Here is a 17,404-nt window from a genome sequence, read left to right as displayed (position 1 = left end):
GTTAGAGCTGAAAATTTGCCTGAGATAGACGCTGTTTTAAATCATTTATGCTATGGTTTTGGTCGAAACCCAACACAATAAAGCGCCGAGACAGACCATCAACGCGCCTTGCCAAAAACTGAAAGTTAAATGCGTACTTAAAATGACAGCGGAAACCACAGCAGAAAACACAGGAATAAAATACGATGCTGCAGCCAATAGTGTGACATTGCCATGCAATATACCAATATTCCATGCACCATAGCCCATACCCATTGCAAAGGCTGCGAGGACTAAATAAATGGTGGGTTGCAGTTCAAAACTAAAAGTGCTTTCACCTAATAGCAACCATTTAACCCACAGCACAATTGAAACTAAAATGAAAAATAGCGTTACTCCATTTTTACCATTCGCCATTTTTGCGGTGAGGGTGCAATAAGACGCCCAAAGTACAGTTCCGAGTAATGCTAAGCCGTAGCTTAAAGGGTTATTTTGCACATTGCTGAGCATGCTTTTAAAGCTTAATCCTTGATCACCGCCCAGCACCCAACAAATACCGATCAAAGAGATTAAAAAGCCGGGTACGATGAGAAAATTGGCTTTTTGTTTATTAAATACAATCGCAAAAATGATGGTAAAGGTCGGCCATAGGTAGTTCACCATACCAACCTCGATGGCTTGTCGACTGCTGGTTGAGTAACCAATGGACAGAGCAAGGCAAATTTCATAAGAGACAAACAACAAGCTCCCCCAAATCAGATAGCGAAGAGGAAATTCTTTTAACCGAGGCCAACCAAATAAGAGCAACAAAAAAACAGAGGCCAATGAGTAAATGAGTGCGGCTCCACCAATCGCTCCAAAGCTGTTGCTCACCTCTTTAATCAGAGCAATAATTAAACTCCATAATACAATGGCAGCCAGACCAATCCATGTTGCTTTCGTTGAGTTCATTTTGTTTGTAGTCTTTAACATATTCATTTAATTTGTAAATTCTGTTTAGCATTTTCATAGTTTGGTTTAAAAACAGATTTACAGTGTAGTTTTTAAGGCTACTGAGGGCGCCGCCGACATTATACGGAAAAATGGGGGGCAGTCGCTTATAAACCTGATGATGAATCACGTGAATTTACTTCACCTCAAGGGGCTGCTCATGCTGCTTGAGAATTTTTGCCAAGCTTTGTATAGCACGTTGTATTTGTATCAACTCAAAATCTCCTAAACCAAGTACTAAACCAGAGCGTTTACGTTCTAAGGAAAAGGTTGGCGAAACCGCTTTAATCGCGATACCCGCATCGAGTACAGCTTGAGCGATTTTCCGATCATCCATGTAATCTGCAAGCCAGAGCACCATATGCATGCCTTGATCTCCAGCTTGTAAATAGCCTAAGTGTTTTGGAATATAATGCTCAATCATGTCAATCAAATATCGACGGTTCTCTGCATAGACATTACGAATACGTCGAATATGACGTTCTAAATAACCTTCTTGAATAAAAGCAGCCAAAACATGCTGATCAGCAGAGGGAGGATGACGATCGATCAAAACACGCAATCCACAAAAAGGGGCGACCAACGCTTCGGGCAGTACAGCATAGCCGAGGCGCAGTGATGGGAACAGCACTTTGCTAAATGTCCCCAAATAGATGACTTGTTCAGGTGCTAACCCTTGCAAGGCTGGAAAAGGCTGGCCACTGTAGCGCAGTTCACTGTCATAATCGTCTTCAATAATCCAAGCGCTTTGCTGTTTGGCCCACGTGAGCAATGCTGTGCGTCTAGCTAAACTCATCGGCATGCCAATTGGGTATTGATGAGATGGGGTGACAAAAGCAGCTCGGGCATTGGGCGCGAGGTTTATACCTGTATCGACTTGAATTCCTTCTTCATCCACGGGAACACGAACAATGTGTAAGGGTTGTATTGAGTTTTCTAGTAGCGCCGTTGTACCGCGGTAGGCAGGGTCCTCGACCCAAACTTGGTCTTGTGCTTTAAATAGAATCTGACTACAGATATAGAGTGCCTGTTGGATGCCACTGATAATCACTATTTGCTCAGGTTCACAGTGTACAGAACGAGAGCGTCGTACATAGTCAGCAATCGCAACTCGTAAGGAAAATACACCTTGTGGGTCATCATAACCTGAGGGTGCACCTACTCCTCGAGCACGATAGCGGTTGCCAAATTTTCTCCAAATATCATTTGGTTGGGTGCGCCCAACAGGTACAGAGACTGCAAAAGGAAGATGGGGAAGCGGTTTAAATTCTTTCAATACTTCAGCATAGGCTTGAGCTGCAGGTGTTAGCTGAACGTGAGTAGGCTGAGTATTTCTCCGCTCCTGAGTTTGCTGAGACTTTGAATGCGATAAGGCATCTGAAACGAAAGTGCCTTGGCGCGCACGTGCCTCTAAAACCCCTTCAGCTAAGAGTTGATCATACGCTTCAATAATGGTGCCACGCGAAACACTTAATGTCATCGCCAATTCTCGCGATGAAGGTAAGGGATCGCCTGCTTGTAAATCACCATTTTGTACCGCTTGTCGCAAGGCTTGAATCAGTTGGGCGGCTATTTGTCCCTGCACTTTATTGAGTTTTGCGATAGAGGGAAGTTCTACGACTTTTGCCATTCTTGCCATAATTCTGGTCTACTCAAAGTAATACAAACTGGTACTTTTGAATAATCCAATTAAACCTGAGAATTTACAACAACAAATATAGCAACAATGAGCTCAAGGAGGCTGTGCCGTGTATATTCCAGCAGATTTTGAAGTGACTCAAATAGATGAGCTACATCAGCTCATACAGAATTATCCATTGGGTATTTTATTTACACATGGGATCAGTGGTTTAGACGCGAATCACTTACCCTTTGAATTACAAGCTGATAATACTGAATTTGGCATATTGCATGCCCATGTCTCTCGAAATAATCCTGTTTGGCAAGACCTGAAGAATGGCGATGAAGTGTTGGTGGTCTTTCGAGCTGGAGATGCGTATATATCACCGCAGTGGTATCCCAGCAAACAAGAGCATCATCAGCAAGTACCGACATGGAACTATCGAGTGGTACATGCTTATGGTCGTGTGACTATTCGGGATGATGAGCGCTATGTACGCGGTGTGGTGGCACGTTTGACACGAACTCATGAAGCAACACAACCCGAGCCGTGGAAAATGTCGGATGCTCCGAAGGACTATCTTGAACCTATGCTAAAAGCAATTGTGGGGATCGAAATCGAAATTACTCAGTTGCAAGGCAAATCGAAACTTGGCCAAAACAAAGAGCATCGAGATGTTCTGGGTGTAGCGAATGCACTGACAAAAATGGGACAGCTTGAGATAGCCGATGCAATGCATTTGATTGCTGCATCAAAAATCAACTCGATCTAGCCACAGATGATCCAATTTAACGAATTGAAATATAAGGAGTGAGCCATGCAGTGCTTAAAACCTGTGATTTTACAGGGTGAGAGAATTATATTAAAACCGCTTGAGTTTGAACATGCATCAGCACTGTGTGATGCAGTGTGTGATGGCGAGTTATGGAAGTTGTGGTATACCCGCATTCCTTCACCTGAGCAGATGGCGGCTGAAATCCAACGCCGCCTAGATTTACAGCAGATGGGGAGTATGTTGCCGTTTACGGTTGAAGAACGAGACAGTGGTAGGCTGTTAGGGATGACCACTTTTATGAATATCGAAGTCGGGCACCGCCGTGTTGAAATTGGCTCAACATGGTATAGCCAGTCCGCGCAGCGTAGTTATGTCAATACGGAGTGTAAAAATCTTCTGCTTTCGCATGCATTTGATACTTTGAATTGTATTGCGGTTGAGTTCCGTACGTCTTCTTTTAATTTTAAAAGTCGGGCTGCGATTGAACGTCTGGGGGCAAAATTAGACGGGGTGCTTAGAAGCCATCAAATTGTACAAAACGATATTTTAAGAGATACGTATGTGTACAGTATTTTAAAAAGTGAATGGCCTGCGGTGCAGCAGCATTTGAGGGCGCTCTTGAACAAGTCATAAAGTTTTGTCTAGCCGACTCGTTTTATTAGAGAAAAATAATACATAAAAAGCGGCATTATTTTCATATGAAAATAATGCCCTAGATGTACAAGTAAATGATCAGTGATATTTGACCTAAAATTACCAGTCGTATTTCAGACCCACTCTAAAGTTGGTCGGTGCTCCATAATAACTGTTGGTGGTCGATAGATGATATTTCTCATTAAATAGGTTATTTAAATTGAAATTCACTAATAGATTTTCATTGATCTTATAACGTGCCATCAAGTCAACCAATGTGTAGCTGCCTTGTGTGAATCGAGTCTTATTTGACTCATTATCTTGATAAATCTCACTTTGCCAGCGTAGTCCACCGCCTACTGTTAAAGCTTCATCAAGATAAGGCAGGGTATAAGTGGTAAATAATTTGGCTGTATTATTCGGGATATTGGTATTTAAGTTCTTGCCATTTTTGTCCTGAGAGAGATTGCGTGAAAAACTTGCAGAAAGTTGCCAAGTATCCGTCAGTTTACCTGTGGTTTCTAACTCAAAGCCACGGCTTTTTGTCCCTGATTCTGTGCGATAAGCTTGAACCTCACTGCCACTTGGGCCGATGATTTTTACTTTATTACCATTTGCATCAATAACCTCTACAGCTTTGTTATCTTCTTGGGTTTGGTAAATGGCAGCTCCAACGTTTAACTGATTATCAAAGAACTCACCTTTAATTCCGAGTTCTGTACTATTTCCAATTAGGGGGGCTAAATAGCTAGCGTTGATATCTACTTTGTCTTGTGGGGAGAAAATAGTGGTATAGCTAGCATAGCCTGTCCATTGGTCTGTTAAATCATAAGTAATACCGAAGTATGGGATGACTTCACCATTTTCTTGTTGTTTTTTATATGAGGTAACAACATCTGCAGTATTATAATTACGAGTAACACGTTGCCAGTTTTCTACACGCGTTCCTAGAATTACTGCCAGAGGATCTGCCAGTTTTAGACGGATTGCACCAAACACCGATTGGCTTTGGTCATCGCCACTGTAAGAGCCATCAATCATGGTTGCAGGGCGGGTTGGGTTATGTCCATCCCATGCAAAAATATTATTTAGTTCCCCATTCCATGCGTAGTTGTTATTCCAGCTTGAATAGGTGGGACGTTTATTTTCACTTGTAGTGTAGGTGGTGCCTAAAACTACTTCATGGCTTTGATTAAATAGGTCAAACGAGCCATTTAAGGTTAAGTTAAAGAGGTCTTGAGTTGGTTCATAATCCCAGCGAGTCGCATAAATCATAGCTCCTGCGCCTGTTTGTTTATCAATACCGCCCGAATAGATATAACCGACCACTTCGTCAGAGGCAGTAATGGTTCTGGAGGCTGTACCTTTGAGCTTCCAACGTTCGTTAAACTGGTGTTCAACATCTGCAAAATATGCAGTTGTTGTTCGATTTGAATAGGTCCAATCAGCAGCATTTGAGTCCGAACGTGACCAATCGATGAGACTACCATCGGTATAAAATGAAGGTAAACCGCCACGGGCAATACCTGAAATATCCATTTGTTGGTAGCTAACACCTAAACTGGCTTTGGTTTTTTCTGTGAGGTCTGCTTCAACAACACCATAGGCAATTTTACGTTCTTCACTATAGCGGTCGATATAAGAGTCGCCCGTTTGATAGGCTAAAACGGTACGTCCGCGAATCGTTCCTGCTTGGTTTAATGGAGCCGAGACATCGACATCGGTACGATAGGTGTCCCATGAACCTGCGCTAGCGCTGACAGAAGCTTTAAAGTCTTGTAAGGGTTTCTTTCGTACCATGTTAATACTTGCACTGGCAGAGCCTGCACCCGTCATTAAACCATTAGCACCACGTACCACTTCAACACGGTCAAATAAAGCAGTGTCCTGACTTTGGAAAATACTGCTATATGAACTCATCAGCTTTACGCCATCGAGCAAATAGTTATCAACCGTTTGACCACGTGCATAAATAGGCGAATTATCACTGCCGATGTTACCGCTTTGGTTAATGGTTAATCCTGCGGCCTGTGAAACAACATCAGTCAGTTGCGTCAGGTTTTGATCTTCCATTTGTTGGCGGGTAATAACACTCACCAATTGTGGCGTCTCTTTGAGTGAAAGTGCCAAACCCGTCGAGGCTGTGGTGGCTTTGGCTGTATAAGAACCCGAGCCTTCAGTCGTTAAGTTATTGCCTGAGTTTGCTTTTAAAGAAATAGTTGCGAGCTGAGCAGTTCCATCTGCACTGGTCATTTGACTACTGTTTGCACCTGAAGCGTTATTGGCTTGACTATGAATGGCTTCAAGTTGAATTTCTCTTGTTTGAACTTGAGCTCGTTGTCTTGCTTGAATACTATAGCCGCCATTATTGACTTTTACTGCAAGCAAAGCATGAGGTTGTAATAATGCAGCCAATGCTTGATCGACTGCATAATTACCTTTTAGCGCCTTCGCTTGCAAATTTGAAAGAGCCTTTGAGTCATAGCTGATGGTTGTCCCTGTTTGGATTGCGAGTTGTTTTAGCGCCTCATCTAAAGGGAGTTGAGTAATGTTCACAGGATACGTTGTGGCAGCATAAACAACAGTAGTAGCGAAGCTTCCTGCCATCAGTGGCATGCCCCATAAAACTGCGCGAATAGCCATCGCTAAGCTACTTTTTGCCTGATAATCCTTCATGCGGTGTTCTCGATTGGGAGTGTATTTCTGTATAAGTCGAGTCAGCTCAAAAAAAGGGTCAAATTTTTATCTTTTTTTTTATTTTTAATAAATAAGCACTGTAATAATCCAATTCAAGCTGATGGGTATAGGCCAAGTTCTCTAGACTTTGCTTTGGGTTTTTTAATGAAAATACCCCCGAAACACGGACTTTTTCTAACTCAGGATCGATAAAATAAGTTCCATTTTGATAACGATACAATTCATCCAATACTTTTTTAAGTGGCCATTGTTCTACAACCAGTAAATGTTGTGTCCAATAGGGTTGGTCATTTTGAAGCGGGTTGATGACTGAAATTGAACTGGCATCAAAACTGGTACGTTGACCTTGCTGTAAAAGTTTTCGTGTCGTTGTTTCAGCAGGGTATAAAGCTACTGAGTGTTCATAAACTTTGACTTTGGTGCGATGTCGGTCTTCTTGGCGAACGGTAAATTGTGTACCCAGTGCTTCAATTTTGCCATCTTGAGTAGTGACCATAAATGGACGATGCTGAGGATCTTTGGCCGTCTGAATATAAATTTCGCCTTCTACTAATTCAATTTGTCGAGTTTGTTTTGAAAAGTCGACATTCACATAACTGTTACTGGCTAAAATCAGCTTCGTGCCGTCAGTCAAAGGCACTGTTTTAATTTCACCCACTTGGGTGTGGTAGTTGGCTTGCCACTTTGCCCAAGGCATACTATATACACTTAAACCAAGGACTAAAAAGCCCGACAGCCCAAACAGCATATTGTGTTTTAAAGAAGTATTAAATTTTTGCTTAGACTCTACTAATGCATCAGGTTGGAAAGAGGAAGGTAAACCCGATAAACCTTGAGTAAAACGTTCGATCTGCAAAATGGCTAAAGCATGTTCCTTACTTTCAGACTTCCATTGCTCAAATTGCTGTAGTTGTATTTCGGTGATTTCCCCAGAATGAATCAGCACCAGCCAATCAGCGGCTGCATCTAAGATACTTTCAGGAAGGGGGGAAGGCTGTGACATAGCAGTTGTAAGGAAATCGATTAGTCGGTTGGATTATAAAGACTTATACAGGCTAAAAAAGCCTGCTTCATATCTCTTTTTACTGTTGCTTCAGAAATATTCAGCTTCTCGCTAATCGTCCGATAGGTCAGACCATCTAACTGAGACAATAAAAAGACTTGAGATGTACGCGTCGGTAGTTTCTCAAGCATACGATGAACCTGATACAAGGTTTCTCGAATGCACACCTCATGTTCTGCCGAAGGGTAGTAGTTTTCTGGTAGCTGTGCCAACGCATCTAAATATAACCTTTCAACATGCTGATGCCGCCAGTGATCAATGATCACATGTTTAGCAATACCCATGAGCCATGCTTGAGGCTCTTTAATTTTTTCAAAACAATATTCACTTTTCAGAGCACGATAAAACACTTCCTGACTCAGGTCTTCAGACTGATGGTGGTGTTGCAGTTTGTGTTTGAACCATGACAACAAGGTTGTTTGATGGGTGTTGTAGAGATGACTAAACCACAATTTTTTTTGGACATTTAAGTTCATATTTTTAACTCATGACCCTAGAAAAATATCCTGAATCTCAGCAGTAAAAGTGGGATAAAGAAATGAAAGGTTGAATATTAATGATAATCATTATTAAATGCAATTACAAATCGCAACATTTAGCGTGAGCTGTTTTTTGTTTTCATTCGTCTTATTAATAGATATGCGTGATTTGTGATAGGAAGTTTCAATTTTTTAAATACTTAATTTGATCAAATTTTAAAAAAATGTATGGATCTTCCGATTTTTAACAGTATGTGTTGGGCGAGAATTTTTTGTAATGAATAGGAAATGTAATGAGTGAGCCATTGAACAATAACAACCCAGCAAAGCATTTTCTTCATCGTCGAACACTTTGGATTGGATTGATTATTGTTATTTTGTTGTTAGGCATGGGAGGGCTGTATTGGAAAAAAGCTATGTCTCAACCTAGCGAAGAATATAGTCAATGGGATAAACCTGTGCCTATACGTATCGTTCCTGTACAACGACAAGACTTGCAGGTGGAAATTAAAGCCATCGGTACAGTTGTTCCGACCCATACGGTGAATGTGCAAACTCAGGTCGCAGGCGTTCTCAAGCAAATTTATTTTAAAGAAGGGCAGACTGTTCAAAAAGGGCAACTTCTTGCTCAAGTTGACCCTGCACCATTTCAAGTGGCTTTGGCGCAGGCAGAGGGGACACAACAGCAAAACTTAGCCCAGCTACGAAATGCAGAAACGGAGTTAGCACGTTATCAACTGCTGTTTAAGCAAGACTCAATTGCTAAACAACAAGTTGAGCAACAGCAGGCTTTAGTCAATCAGTTGAAAGGGCAAATACAGGCCAATCGAGCTGAGGTTGATGCAGCCAAATTACAATTGTCTTATACCAAAATTTATTCACCGATTAATGGACGAGTTGGTTTTCAGCAAAAAGATACGGGTAATTTAATTCAGGCCAATGACACGACAGGTTTGGTCAGTATCACCCAAGTTCACCCCATTTATGTACAGTTTTCAGTTGCGGAACATGATTTGGCTCATTTGCGTAACAACGTGAAACAGGGACATCAAGTACCAGTAAAGGCATGGGATAAAGCAGAACAAAAGCAACTTGCGGTTGGGCAGGTGCAGGCGTTGGATAACCAAATTGACGCCAATACAGGCACATTAAAGATCAAGGCCATTTTTGATAATCGTGATGATGTCTTATTTCCCAATCAGTTTGTCAATGTTCGTTTAAATGCACACACTATTCGAAACGCTGTCAGCATTCCAAGTGACGCCGTGCAACATGGGGCCAAAGGGACTTATGTGTATATCGTCAATCCGAAGAAAAAAGCCGAAATTCGTATGCTCACTTTGGGTTTGAGTTCTAACGGCCAGATTCAAGTTTTAACAGGCCTAAACGGAACGGAGCAGGTGGTTTTAGAAGGGATTGACCGTCTTGCAGAAGGCAAAGAAGTTCAAATTGTCTCGGATCAACCTCAAGCGATGGCCACATCAAAACCTGCTGTTGGATAAGACATGAATATTTCAAAGTTCTTTATTGTCCGTCCAGTTGCAACCACGTTGTTGATGCTGGCTTTACTGTTTAGTGGATTATTGGTTTGGCGGCTTTTGCCAGTGTCAGCCTTACCACAGGTCGACTATCCGATTATTCAGGTTTATACCTTTCAGCCTGGGGCAAACCCCGACACGGTACAACGGACTATCACCGCACCGCTTGAACGGGAAATGGGCAAAATTGCGGGCTTAAAGCAAATGTCTTCGCAGAGTTCTGTCGGGGCGTCTGTCATTACCTTACAGTTTGAGTTAAGTGCTGAACTAGGCGTAGTGGAGCAAGAAGTACAATCTGCACTAAGTACTGCCAGTAGTAAATTGCCAAGTGATTTGCCAACGCCACCTGTATATCGAAAGGTCAATCCAGCCGATGTGCCTGTCATTACATTAGCGATAAGTTCAGAGACTTTACCCCTCACCACGGTTTATGACATGGTGGATACACGGGTGGCACAAAAGCTTTCTCAGCTCACGGGTGTGGGTATGGTGAGCCTTGCTGGTGGGCAACGACCAGCAATACGGGTGCAAATGAATCCTGCTGCGCTTGCCGCTTATAAAATGAGTGCTGAAGATGTCCGCACCGCAATCAATGCCGCCAATGCCAGTCAACCCAAAGGCAGTTTTGATGGGCCATATCGCAGTACCATGCTGGATGCCAATGATCAAATTCGTTCAATTGGCGACTATGAAAGCCTCATTTTACGCTGGAATAACGGCGCTCCGATTCGATTAAAAGATGTGGCACAGGTGATTGAAGGTAGTGAAGACCGCTACATGGCGGCATGGGCTGATAGTCAAGCCGCCATTTTGGTGAATGTACAGCGTCAACCGAATGCCAACGTGATTCAAGTGGCCGATCAGATTAAGCAGTTATTGCCTGAGCTGCAAAAGAACCTACCCGACAATGTCAAAATTCGAGTACTGACCGACCGTACTGAGAGTATTCGTAGTTCGATCCACGATGTGCAAAAGGAATTGGTTTTTGCAGTTTGTTTAGTGGTGATGGTGACTTTTCTCTTTCTAAGAAACTTATCAGCCACCATTATTCCGAGTATTGCTGTTCCATTGTCGATCATTGGTACCTTTGTACTGATGTATTTTTTAGGTTTTTCAGTCAATAACCTGACCTTGATGGCACTGACCATTGCCACAGGCTTTGTGGTGGATGATGCGATTGTGATGTTGGAAAATATTGCACGACATCGTGAAGCTGGTGAAAGCCTGATGCAAGCGGCACTCAAAGGGTCGAAAGAAATAGGTTTTACGCTCATTTCTTTAACCATTTCATTGATTGCTGTTCTCATTCCGCTGCTGTTTATGGGCGATGTAGTCGGACGGTTGTTCCATGAGTTTGCAGTGACTTTGGCGGCTGCAATTGCAATTTCTCTAGTGGTCTCTTTAACCTTAACGCCGATGATGTGCACTTATTTGCTCAAAGGCAAAGCGTCATTAAAAGAAGCAGAGCATCAAATTTCAGCGAATAGATGGAGTCTGGATGGCATCATTCAGCAGTATGGAAAAGCTTTGCAATGGGTATTTCAGCATCAAACCCTGACACTGGCCGTTATGCTCAGTACAGTGTTATTCGCAGGTTTTTTGTATTGGATGATTCCGAAAGGCTTTTTCCCTGTGCAGGACAGTGGCGTTATCCAAGTAGTGACCGAAGCGCCAGACGATATTTCATTTCAAGCCATGAGTGATCGCCAGCAAGAGCTGGCGGCTGAAATTTTAAAAGATCCAGCAGTTGAAAGCCTATCTTCGTTTATTGGTATTGATGCCAATAACCCGAAACTCAGTAATGGCCGAATTCTTATTAACTTAAAGTCACATGCAGAACGAGAAGGTGCAGATCAAGTGATGGCACGTCTACGTGGAGAGTTGGGCCATGTTCAGGGTATTCAAGCTTGGATGCAACCTGTGCAGGAGTTAAGTATTGAAGATAAAATTAGTCGAACTCAATATCAACTCAGTCTGACTGCGGCAAACAACTCAGACTTAGCGTTATGGACACCTGTCTTGGTAGAAGCTTTACGCCAACAATCTGAGTTTGCAGAAGTGAGTAGCGAAAACGGTGGGCAAGGTTTACAGGCATATATTGATGTCAATCGAGATGCAGCAGCGAGATTCGGCTTAACAGTAGAAGACATTAGTTTGGCTTTGCAAAATCTATTTGCACAGCGACAAATTGCAACTCTATATACCCAGTCGAATCAGTACCGCATTGTGCTAGAGCTGGCGACAGAATTAACTCAAGGTATACAAGCTTTAGAGCAAACCTATATCCATAATGCCAGCGGAGAACCGATTTTACTCAGTTCTGTAGCAAGCATTATGCAAAAACGAGTCCCGATTATTTTACAGCAACAAGCTCAATTTCCTGCCAATGGTATCTCTTTCAACCTTGCAACAGGTGTGGCCTTGGGAGATGCCATCCAAGCCATTAAACGTGTAGAGCAGCAACTCAATTTACCTGCTGAAGTCAAGCTTCAGCTACAAGGGGCTGCTGCTGCATTTGAAAACTCGCAACAGCATACATTCTGGTTGGTGATTGCAGCGATTGTGACCATGTATATCGTGCTTGGGATGTTGTATGAGAGCTTTATTCATCCCATCACTATTCTTTCAACCTTACCGTCTGCGGCAATTGGAGCTTTATTGGCGCTATTTATGGTCGGTCGACCACTCGATATGATTGCTTTAATCGGCATTATTTTATTGATTGGTTTGGTGAAGAAAAACGGCATCATGATGGTGGACTTTGCCTTGGCAGCACAGCGCCAAGATGGTCTTTCACCCCAGCAAGCGATTTATCAGGCGGCGTTGATGCGATTCCGCCCCATTTTAATGACGACATTGGCGGCATTGGTCGGTGCTATTCCACTCATGTTGGCATCAGGGTCGGGAGCTGAATTACGTCAGCCCCTTGGAATTGTGATGGTTGGTGGTTTGATTTTAAGTCAGGTGCTGACGCTATTTACCACGCCTGTGGTCTATTTATTTTTTGACCGTTTACAGCATGCTTTTCAAAAGCCGAAGCTACCTTTAGCTGAACTTGATGAAACAAGGAGCGAGTTTTGAAGTTACTCTCTGCTTTGGTTCATCGTCCTGTTACTAGTGTGTTATTGGGCATAGCGATTGTACTGCTTGGCGTATTGGCGTATTTCCGCTTACCCGTGGCATCCTTACCTCAGGCCGATATTCCGACCATCGTGGTGCGGGCCAGTTTACCTGGGGCAAGTCCTGAGAGTATGTCGGCGACCGTTGCAACACCTTTAGAACGGGCCATGATGGGCGTTTCTGGGGTAAAAGCGATTAATTCATCTAGTAGTCAAAATGCAACGCAAGTGACTTTGCACTTTGACTTAGATACCAATATCAATGAAGCAGCGCGAGAAGTACAGGCCGCTATTAATGTTGCAATGTCTCAACTTCCATCAGGAATGCCTAGCCCACCTGAATATTTCAAGGTTAATCCAAGCCAAAGCCCAATTTTTTATTTGGCATTAAGTTCAGCGCATTTATCTGCGGGTAAATTATATGAAATTGCCAGCAATCAACTCCAGCCCAATCTTGCGCAGATAAGTGGAGTTGGTGAGGTTGAAATTGATGGCGCGTCTATGCCTGCGGTGCGGATCACCTTAAATCCGAATGCACTCATTGCACAGGGCGTTTCATTGGAACAAGTCCGTACTGCAATTGAAAAAAGCAATACAGTACAAGCATTGGGCGTGGTTGAAACCGATCAACTTCGTTGGCAAGTTGCACTGTCGAATGATTTAAAACAAGCGCAAGATTTTTCAAACTTGGTGATTCATCGTAATGCTCAAGTCATCGTACGTTTAAAAGATGTGGCTGAGGTGCAAGACTCTGTTGAAAACCGCTATGTCAGTGGTTTTCATAATGGTCAACCTGCGGTGATTATCAAAATCAGCCGCCAACCCAATGCCAATACCGTGGCGACCATTGATCAAATCAAAGAAAAATTGCCTGAATTAAAATCACTCATACCCGCAGACGCACAATTGACTCCGGTAATGGATGGTTCTGAAATCATTCGCGCAGGCTTAGCGGAAGCCCGCGATACGCTGTTGTTTTCTATGCTGTTGGTCATCATTGTCGTTGCGTTAATGTTAGGGCGTGTACAAAGCGCCCTTGTGCCAAGTATTGCCATGCTGGTGACTTTGGTCGGGGCGTGTAGTTTGGTGTATTTGGCAGGCTTTTCGCTCAATAACCTCTCCATTATGGCGGTGATTGTCGCTATTGGCTTGGTGGTGGATGATACGATTGTGGTGCTAGAAAACATTGAGCGTCATATTGAGCAGGGAGACTCTCCTGTACAGGCTGCCATTAAAGGGATTCAGGAGGTGGGGCTGACTTTAGTGGCCATGAATTTGGCTTTGGTGGTGATTTTCATTTCAGTGCTGTTTATGGGCGGTGTGATTGAGCGGCTGTTCCGCGAGTTTTCACTGACCTTAGTTTTTATTGTGGTGTTATCCGTTTTTGTTTCCTTGGTCCTAACACCAAGCTTATCTGCACGCTGTTTAAAACCGCTAGAGAGCGACCAACATCAGCCTTTATATCAATTTAGCCATCGTTGTATGCAGCAGTTCAATCATGCTTATTTAACATCTTTAAAATGGATGCTAGCACATGGCTATGTCGTGATTTTATTTTGGTTGGGTGCGATAGGGGCTTCATTCTATGTTTATCAGCACCTGCCTAAACGGGTATTGCCTGAGCAAGATACAGGACGGGTTGAGGCTTTTATTCGTGGTGATGACGGGTTTTCCTTTCAAATTATGCAACCCAAAATTGCAGCCTTTAGTGAAAGCTTGTTGAGTGACCCTGCTGTAAAAGATGTGGTTGGAACCTCAGGCGGAGCAGGTGGAACCACCAATTCTTTTTTCATGGTGAGTTTAAAACCCAAAGCAGAGCGTGAGGGGCAAAGCTCACATGCCATTGTCGAGCGTATCAAACAAAATGCGCCGTGGCAGGCTGGGGCAATTTTCTCAGCACGTGTGGAACAAGAATTAGAACTGGATGATCCTTTTTCAAGTGGTAGTGGCCAAGACTATATGCTGTTGCTACAGTCAGATGATGTTGCACAGCTGCGCCAATGGGTGCCGAAAGTCGCGCAGGCCATGCAAAAACTGCCTGAACTTGAGGAAGTGGAAACCATGGGGGATGAAGGTGCGCAGCATGTCACCCTAGATGTAGACCGTGAAGCGGCACGTCGTTTGGGCGTTGATATTGAAAGCATTTCAAGTGTACTGAACAACTCATTTTCACAGCGCCAGATTTCAACCATTTATGATCAGACCCAACAGTTTCATGTGGTCATGGAAGTAGATAAGCACTTCACGGAATATCCTGAATCCTTAGCCAATGTACAAGTCACTAATAAAGATGGACAGGCTGTGCCGCTACGTAACTTTGCGACATGGTCTTATGGAATTACCAATGATCGAGTGTATAGACGTAATCAATATGCCGCGATGGGTATTGGCTATGTGGTGAAACAGGGCTATAGCTATGAACAGGCCGATGCCGCGATCCGATCTGTCTTAGCTGAAGTGATGTTGCCAAACAACGTTTTTATGACCACGGATAAAGATGTAGAAGCAGAAAGTTTACAAGCGGGCTTAAGTACGCCCTTACTGATTCTTGCAGTGATTTTGTTGATTTATATCGTGCTTGGGGTGACCTATGAAAGTGTGGTTCATCCGTTAACGATTTTATCGACCATACCCGCTGTGGCTTTGGGCGCACTGTTGACCTTATGGATATTTAATTTTGAGTTTACCCTGATTGCATTGTTGGGCATGTTTTTACTTATTGGTATCGTGGTGAAAAATGCCATTTTATTGATTGATTTTACTTTATATGAACGGCGTGCAGGAAAGTCAGCATATCAAGCTGTATTGTCTGCGGCGGCTCTGCGTTTTCGCCCGATTTTAATGACCAATACCGCAGCATTATTGGGTGCAATTCCGCTGGCTTGTAGTTGGGGTGAGGGGGCTGAGTTACGTCAGCCTTTGGGTGTGGTCATTGTGGGCGGCTTAGCGCTTGGGCAGCTCTTAACTTTGTACACAACGCCTGTTTTGTATTTGCTCTTTGAAAAATGGGCTGAATCTTGTTTGAGATTTAAACGTAAATTTGTGCTGCAAAGCTTAGGCAAATAGATAGAGAAATAGGAAAATAGAATGTCAGGTTTGGTTTATAAAAATGTCTTAAGCCTAAGTTGTGTGGTGTTGTTGACCGCATGTAGTTCTACGGCCGTCGTACGCCCTCCCGAATATAAAACACCAATGATTCACGCGGATGAGCAATATAAATATGCTGCGCTCAATTGGACAGAAACAGCAGGCTTAAAAGGCGCGACAGTCGCATGGTGGAATATTTATCAAGACCCCGTTTTAAGCCAACTGCTGCAACAGTTAAATGCAGAAAACTTAAATTTGAAACAGGCCGAGGCACGTTATAGACAAGCAAATGCTTTACTTGAACAGCAAAAAGCCAGTCGTTCTGTCAGTCTAAGCTTAGAAGGTACTGCCAAACGTAATGGCGCAAAGCATACCTCTCCAAACAGCCAGTTTAGTACTGGGGTTCAGGCCAGCTGGATTCCTGATGTGTGGGGACGCGTGGCGAAAGCGATAGAGGGACAACAGGCAAATTTAGAAGCGGTGCAGGCGGACTTAGCCGCAGTGAAACTGAATCAACAGTTATTGGCGACTGAGGCTTATTGGAACATTCGTGTTTTGGATGCGCAGCTTGATGTATTACAGCAAACCCAAAAAAGTTACCTACGTTCGGTGCAAATTTTAAAAAATCAATATGCAGCAGGGATGATTGCGCGGGCAGATGTGATACAGGCAGAAACGCAGTTGAAACAAGTGCAAATACAGCAAATCGAAACGCAGCGTGAACGCAATTTACAGGAAAATGTGCTGTCAGTCTTACAGGGTAAAAGTGTGGCTCAGTTTCAATTGGCAAAACGTCAGCAAGGTCTGAGTATTCCTACTGTACCTGCACAGCTACCCAGTCGCTTACTCATGCAACGTCCTGATGTGATTCGTGCAGAGCGGGAGCTTGCGAGTACACATGCACAGTTGGGTTTAGCGCAAACAGCTTGGTTGCCAGATATTAGTATTGGTCTTAATGCGAGTTTAAATAGTCAAGTGTTGGGTCAACTGTTCCAAGCCCCTGCATATTTATGGTCTACGGGACTAGAAGCGGCTTCGGTTATTTTTGATGGTGGAAAACGGCAAGCTGAAATTGCCCAAGCGCAGGCAAGTTATGACGAAAAATTAGCAGCCTATAAGCAAGCTGTACTTACGGGCTGGAAGGAAGTCGATGATGCCTTAATGCAAACTTCAAGTCTGAAGCAACAACAACTGGAGCAAGCTCAGTTACTGCAACTAACTAAAGAAAATGAACAAGTGGTGTTGCGACGTTATAACGCAGGTTTAGTCAGTTATTTGGAAGTGGTCACGGCGCAGAATTTAAGGCTGCAAGCTGAACAGAGCACATTAGAGTTACAACAAATGCAATTAAAAAATACAGCGCAATTAATGACTGCTTTGGGTGGAAATATTTCCTAACCCCTTGCTTTTTTCACATGTCTAT

11 protein-coding genes are annotated in these 17,404 nt (G+C 43.3%); 6 read left to right on the top strand and 5 right to left on the bottom strand.

All coding sequences use genetic code 11. The features are described from left to right. Positions 1–45 precede the first annotated feature (45 nt). Positions 46–930, bottom strand: a complete 885-nt coding sequence (gene yddG, locus F946_RS06110) for an aromatic amino acid DMT transporter YddG (RefSeq protein WP_035326486.1) — start codon at positions 928–930, stop codon at positions 46–48. Between the two features lie 175 nt (positions 931–1,105). Further along, positions 1,106–2,608: a MocR-like pyridoxine biosynthesis transcription factor PdxR gene (pdxR, locus tag F946_RS06105; RefSeq protein WP_004980240.1), complete on the bottom strand. Its 1,503-nt coding sequence runs from the start codon at positions 2,606–2,608 to the stop codon at positions 1,106–1,108. A 109-nt stretch (positions 2,609–2,717) separates the two neighbouring features. On the opposite strand from pdxR, the gene F946_RS06100 reads away from it, so the two are divergent. Together F946_RS06100 and F946_RS06095 are read left to right on the top strand one after the other, a co-directional pair. Then, on the top strand, positions 2,718–3,362 hold the full coding sequence (locus tag F946_RS06100; RefSeq protein WP_004980239.1) for an FMN-binding negative transcriptional regulator: 645 nt from the start codon (positions 2,718–2,720) through the stop codon (positions 3,360–3,362). A gap of 45 nt (positions 3,363–3,407) precedes the next feature. Further along, complete coding sequence (locus tag F946_RS06095) at positions 3,408–3,998, top strand: GNAT family N-acetyltransferase (RefSeq protein ID WP_004980238.1); 591 nt, start codon at positions 3,408–3,410, stop codon at positions 3,996–3,998. A gap of 120 nt (positions 3,999–4,118) precedes the next feature. Here the strand turns inward: F946_RS06095 and F946_RS06090 are convergent, their stop codons facing one another. From F946_RS06090 to F946_RS06080, 3 genes are read right to left on the bottom strand one after another with little or no spacing between them, the layout of a single operon-like run. Continuing rightward, positions 4,119–6,674 (bottom strand): TonB-dependent siderophore receptor, encoded by a 2,556-nt coding sequence (locus F946_RS06090; protein ID WP_004980237.1) that lies wholly within the window; start codon positions 6,672–6,674, stop codon positions 4,119–4,121. A gap of 58 nt (positions 6,675–6,732) precedes the next feature. Beyond that, on the bottom strand, positions 6,733–7,698 hold the full coding sequence (locus tag F946_RS06085) for a FecR family protein (RefSeq protein WP_004980236.1): 966 nt from the start codon (positions 7,696–7,698) through the stop codon (positions 6,733–6,735). Positions 7,699–7,718: 20 nt separating this feature from the next. Further along, entirely contained in the window at positions 7,719–8,234 is a 516-nt protein-coding gene (locus F946_RS06080; protein ID WP_004980235.1) for a sigma-70 family RNA polymerase sigma factor, read from the bottom strand. Positions 8,235–8,530: 296 nt separating this feature from the next. On the opposite strand from F946_RS06080, the gene F946_RS06075 reads away from it, so the two are divergent. The 4 genes from F946_RS06075 to F946_RS06060 are packed head-to-tail and all read left to right on the top strand — an operon-like array spanning position 8,531 to position 17,379. Next, complete coding sequence (locus tag F946_RS06075) at positions 8,531–9,739, top strand: efflux RND transporter periplasmic adaptor subunit (RefSeq protein WP_004980232.1); 1,209 nt, start codon at positions 8,531–8,533, stop codon at positions 9,737–9,739. Between the two features lie 3 nt (positions 9,740–9,742). After that, the gene (locus F946_RS06070) at positions 9,743–12,856 is read left to right on the top strand and encodes a multidrug efflux RND transporter permease subunit (protein WP_004980222.1); all 3,114 of its coding nucleotides are present in this window, start codon (positions 9,743–9,745) and stop codon (positions 12,854–12,856) included. Beyond that, positions 12,853–15,960: an efflux RND transporter permease subunit gene (locus tag F946_RS06065; RefSeq protein WP_004980218.1), complete on the top strand. Its 3,108-nt coding sequence runs from the start codon at positions 12,853–12,855 to the stop codon at positions 15,958–15,960. The genes F946_RS06070 and F946_RS06065 overlap by 4 nt, the downstream gene beginning before the upstream one ends. A gap of 21 nt (positions 15,961–15,981) precedes the next feature. Continuing rightward, positions 15,982–17,379, top strand: coding sequence for an efflux transporter outer membrane subunit (locus F946_RS06060; RefSeq protein ID WP_004980217.1), 1,398 nt, complete (start codon positions 15,982–15,984; stop codon positions 17,377–17,379). The last annotated feature ends 25 nt before the right edge of the window (positions 17,380–17,404 follow it).

Source organism: Acinetobacter johnsonii ANC 3681, assembly GCF_000368805.1.
Taxonomy (GTDB): Bacteria; Pseudomonadota; Gammaproteobacteria; order Pseudomonadales; family Moraxellaceae; genus Acinetobacter; species Acinetobacter johnsonii.
The sequence above is the reverse complement of the archived record's forward strand: the minus strand, read 5'-3'. Positions and strand labels throughout refer to the sequence as shown.

Excerpts from the sequence above, each read along its gene's own strand:
- yddG (WP_035326486.1), bottom strand. The coding sequence starts at position 930 with ATGAACTCAACGAAAGCAACATGGATTGGTCTGGCTGCCATTGTATTA.
- pdxR (WP_004980240.1), bottom strand. The coding sequence starts at position 2,608 with ATGGCAAGAATGGCAAAAGTCGTAGAACTTCCCTCTATCGCAAAACTC.
- F946_RS06095 (WP_004980238.1), top strand. The coding sequence starts at position 3,408 with ATGCAGTGCTTAAAACCTGTGATTTTACAGGGTGAGAGAATTATATTA.
- F946_RS06090 (WP_004980237.1), bottom strand. The coding sequence starts at position 6,674 with ATGAAGGATTATCAGGCAAAAAGTAGCTTAGCGATGGCTATTCGCGCA.
- F946_RS06085 (WP_004980236.1), bottom strand. The coding sequence starts at position 7,698 with ATGTCACAGCCTTCCCCCCTTCCTGAAAGTATCTTAGATGCAGCCGCT.
- F946_RS06080 (WP_004980235.1), bottom strand. The coding sequence starts at position 8,234 with ATGAACTTAAATGTCCAAAAAAAATTGTGGTTTAGTCATCTCTACAAC.
- F946_RS06075 (WP_004980232.1), top strand. The coding sequence starts at position 8,531 with ATGAGTGAGCCATTGAACAATAACAACCCAGCAAAGCATTTTCTTCAT.
- F946_RS06070 (WP_004980222.1), top strand. The coding sequence starts at position 9,743 with ATGAATATTTCAAAGTTCTTTATTGTCCGTCCAGTTGCAACCACGTTG.
- F946_RS06060 (WP_004980217.1), top strand. The coding sequence starts at position 15,982 with ATGTCAGGTTTGGTTTATAAAAATGTCTTAAGCCTAAGTTGTGTGGTG.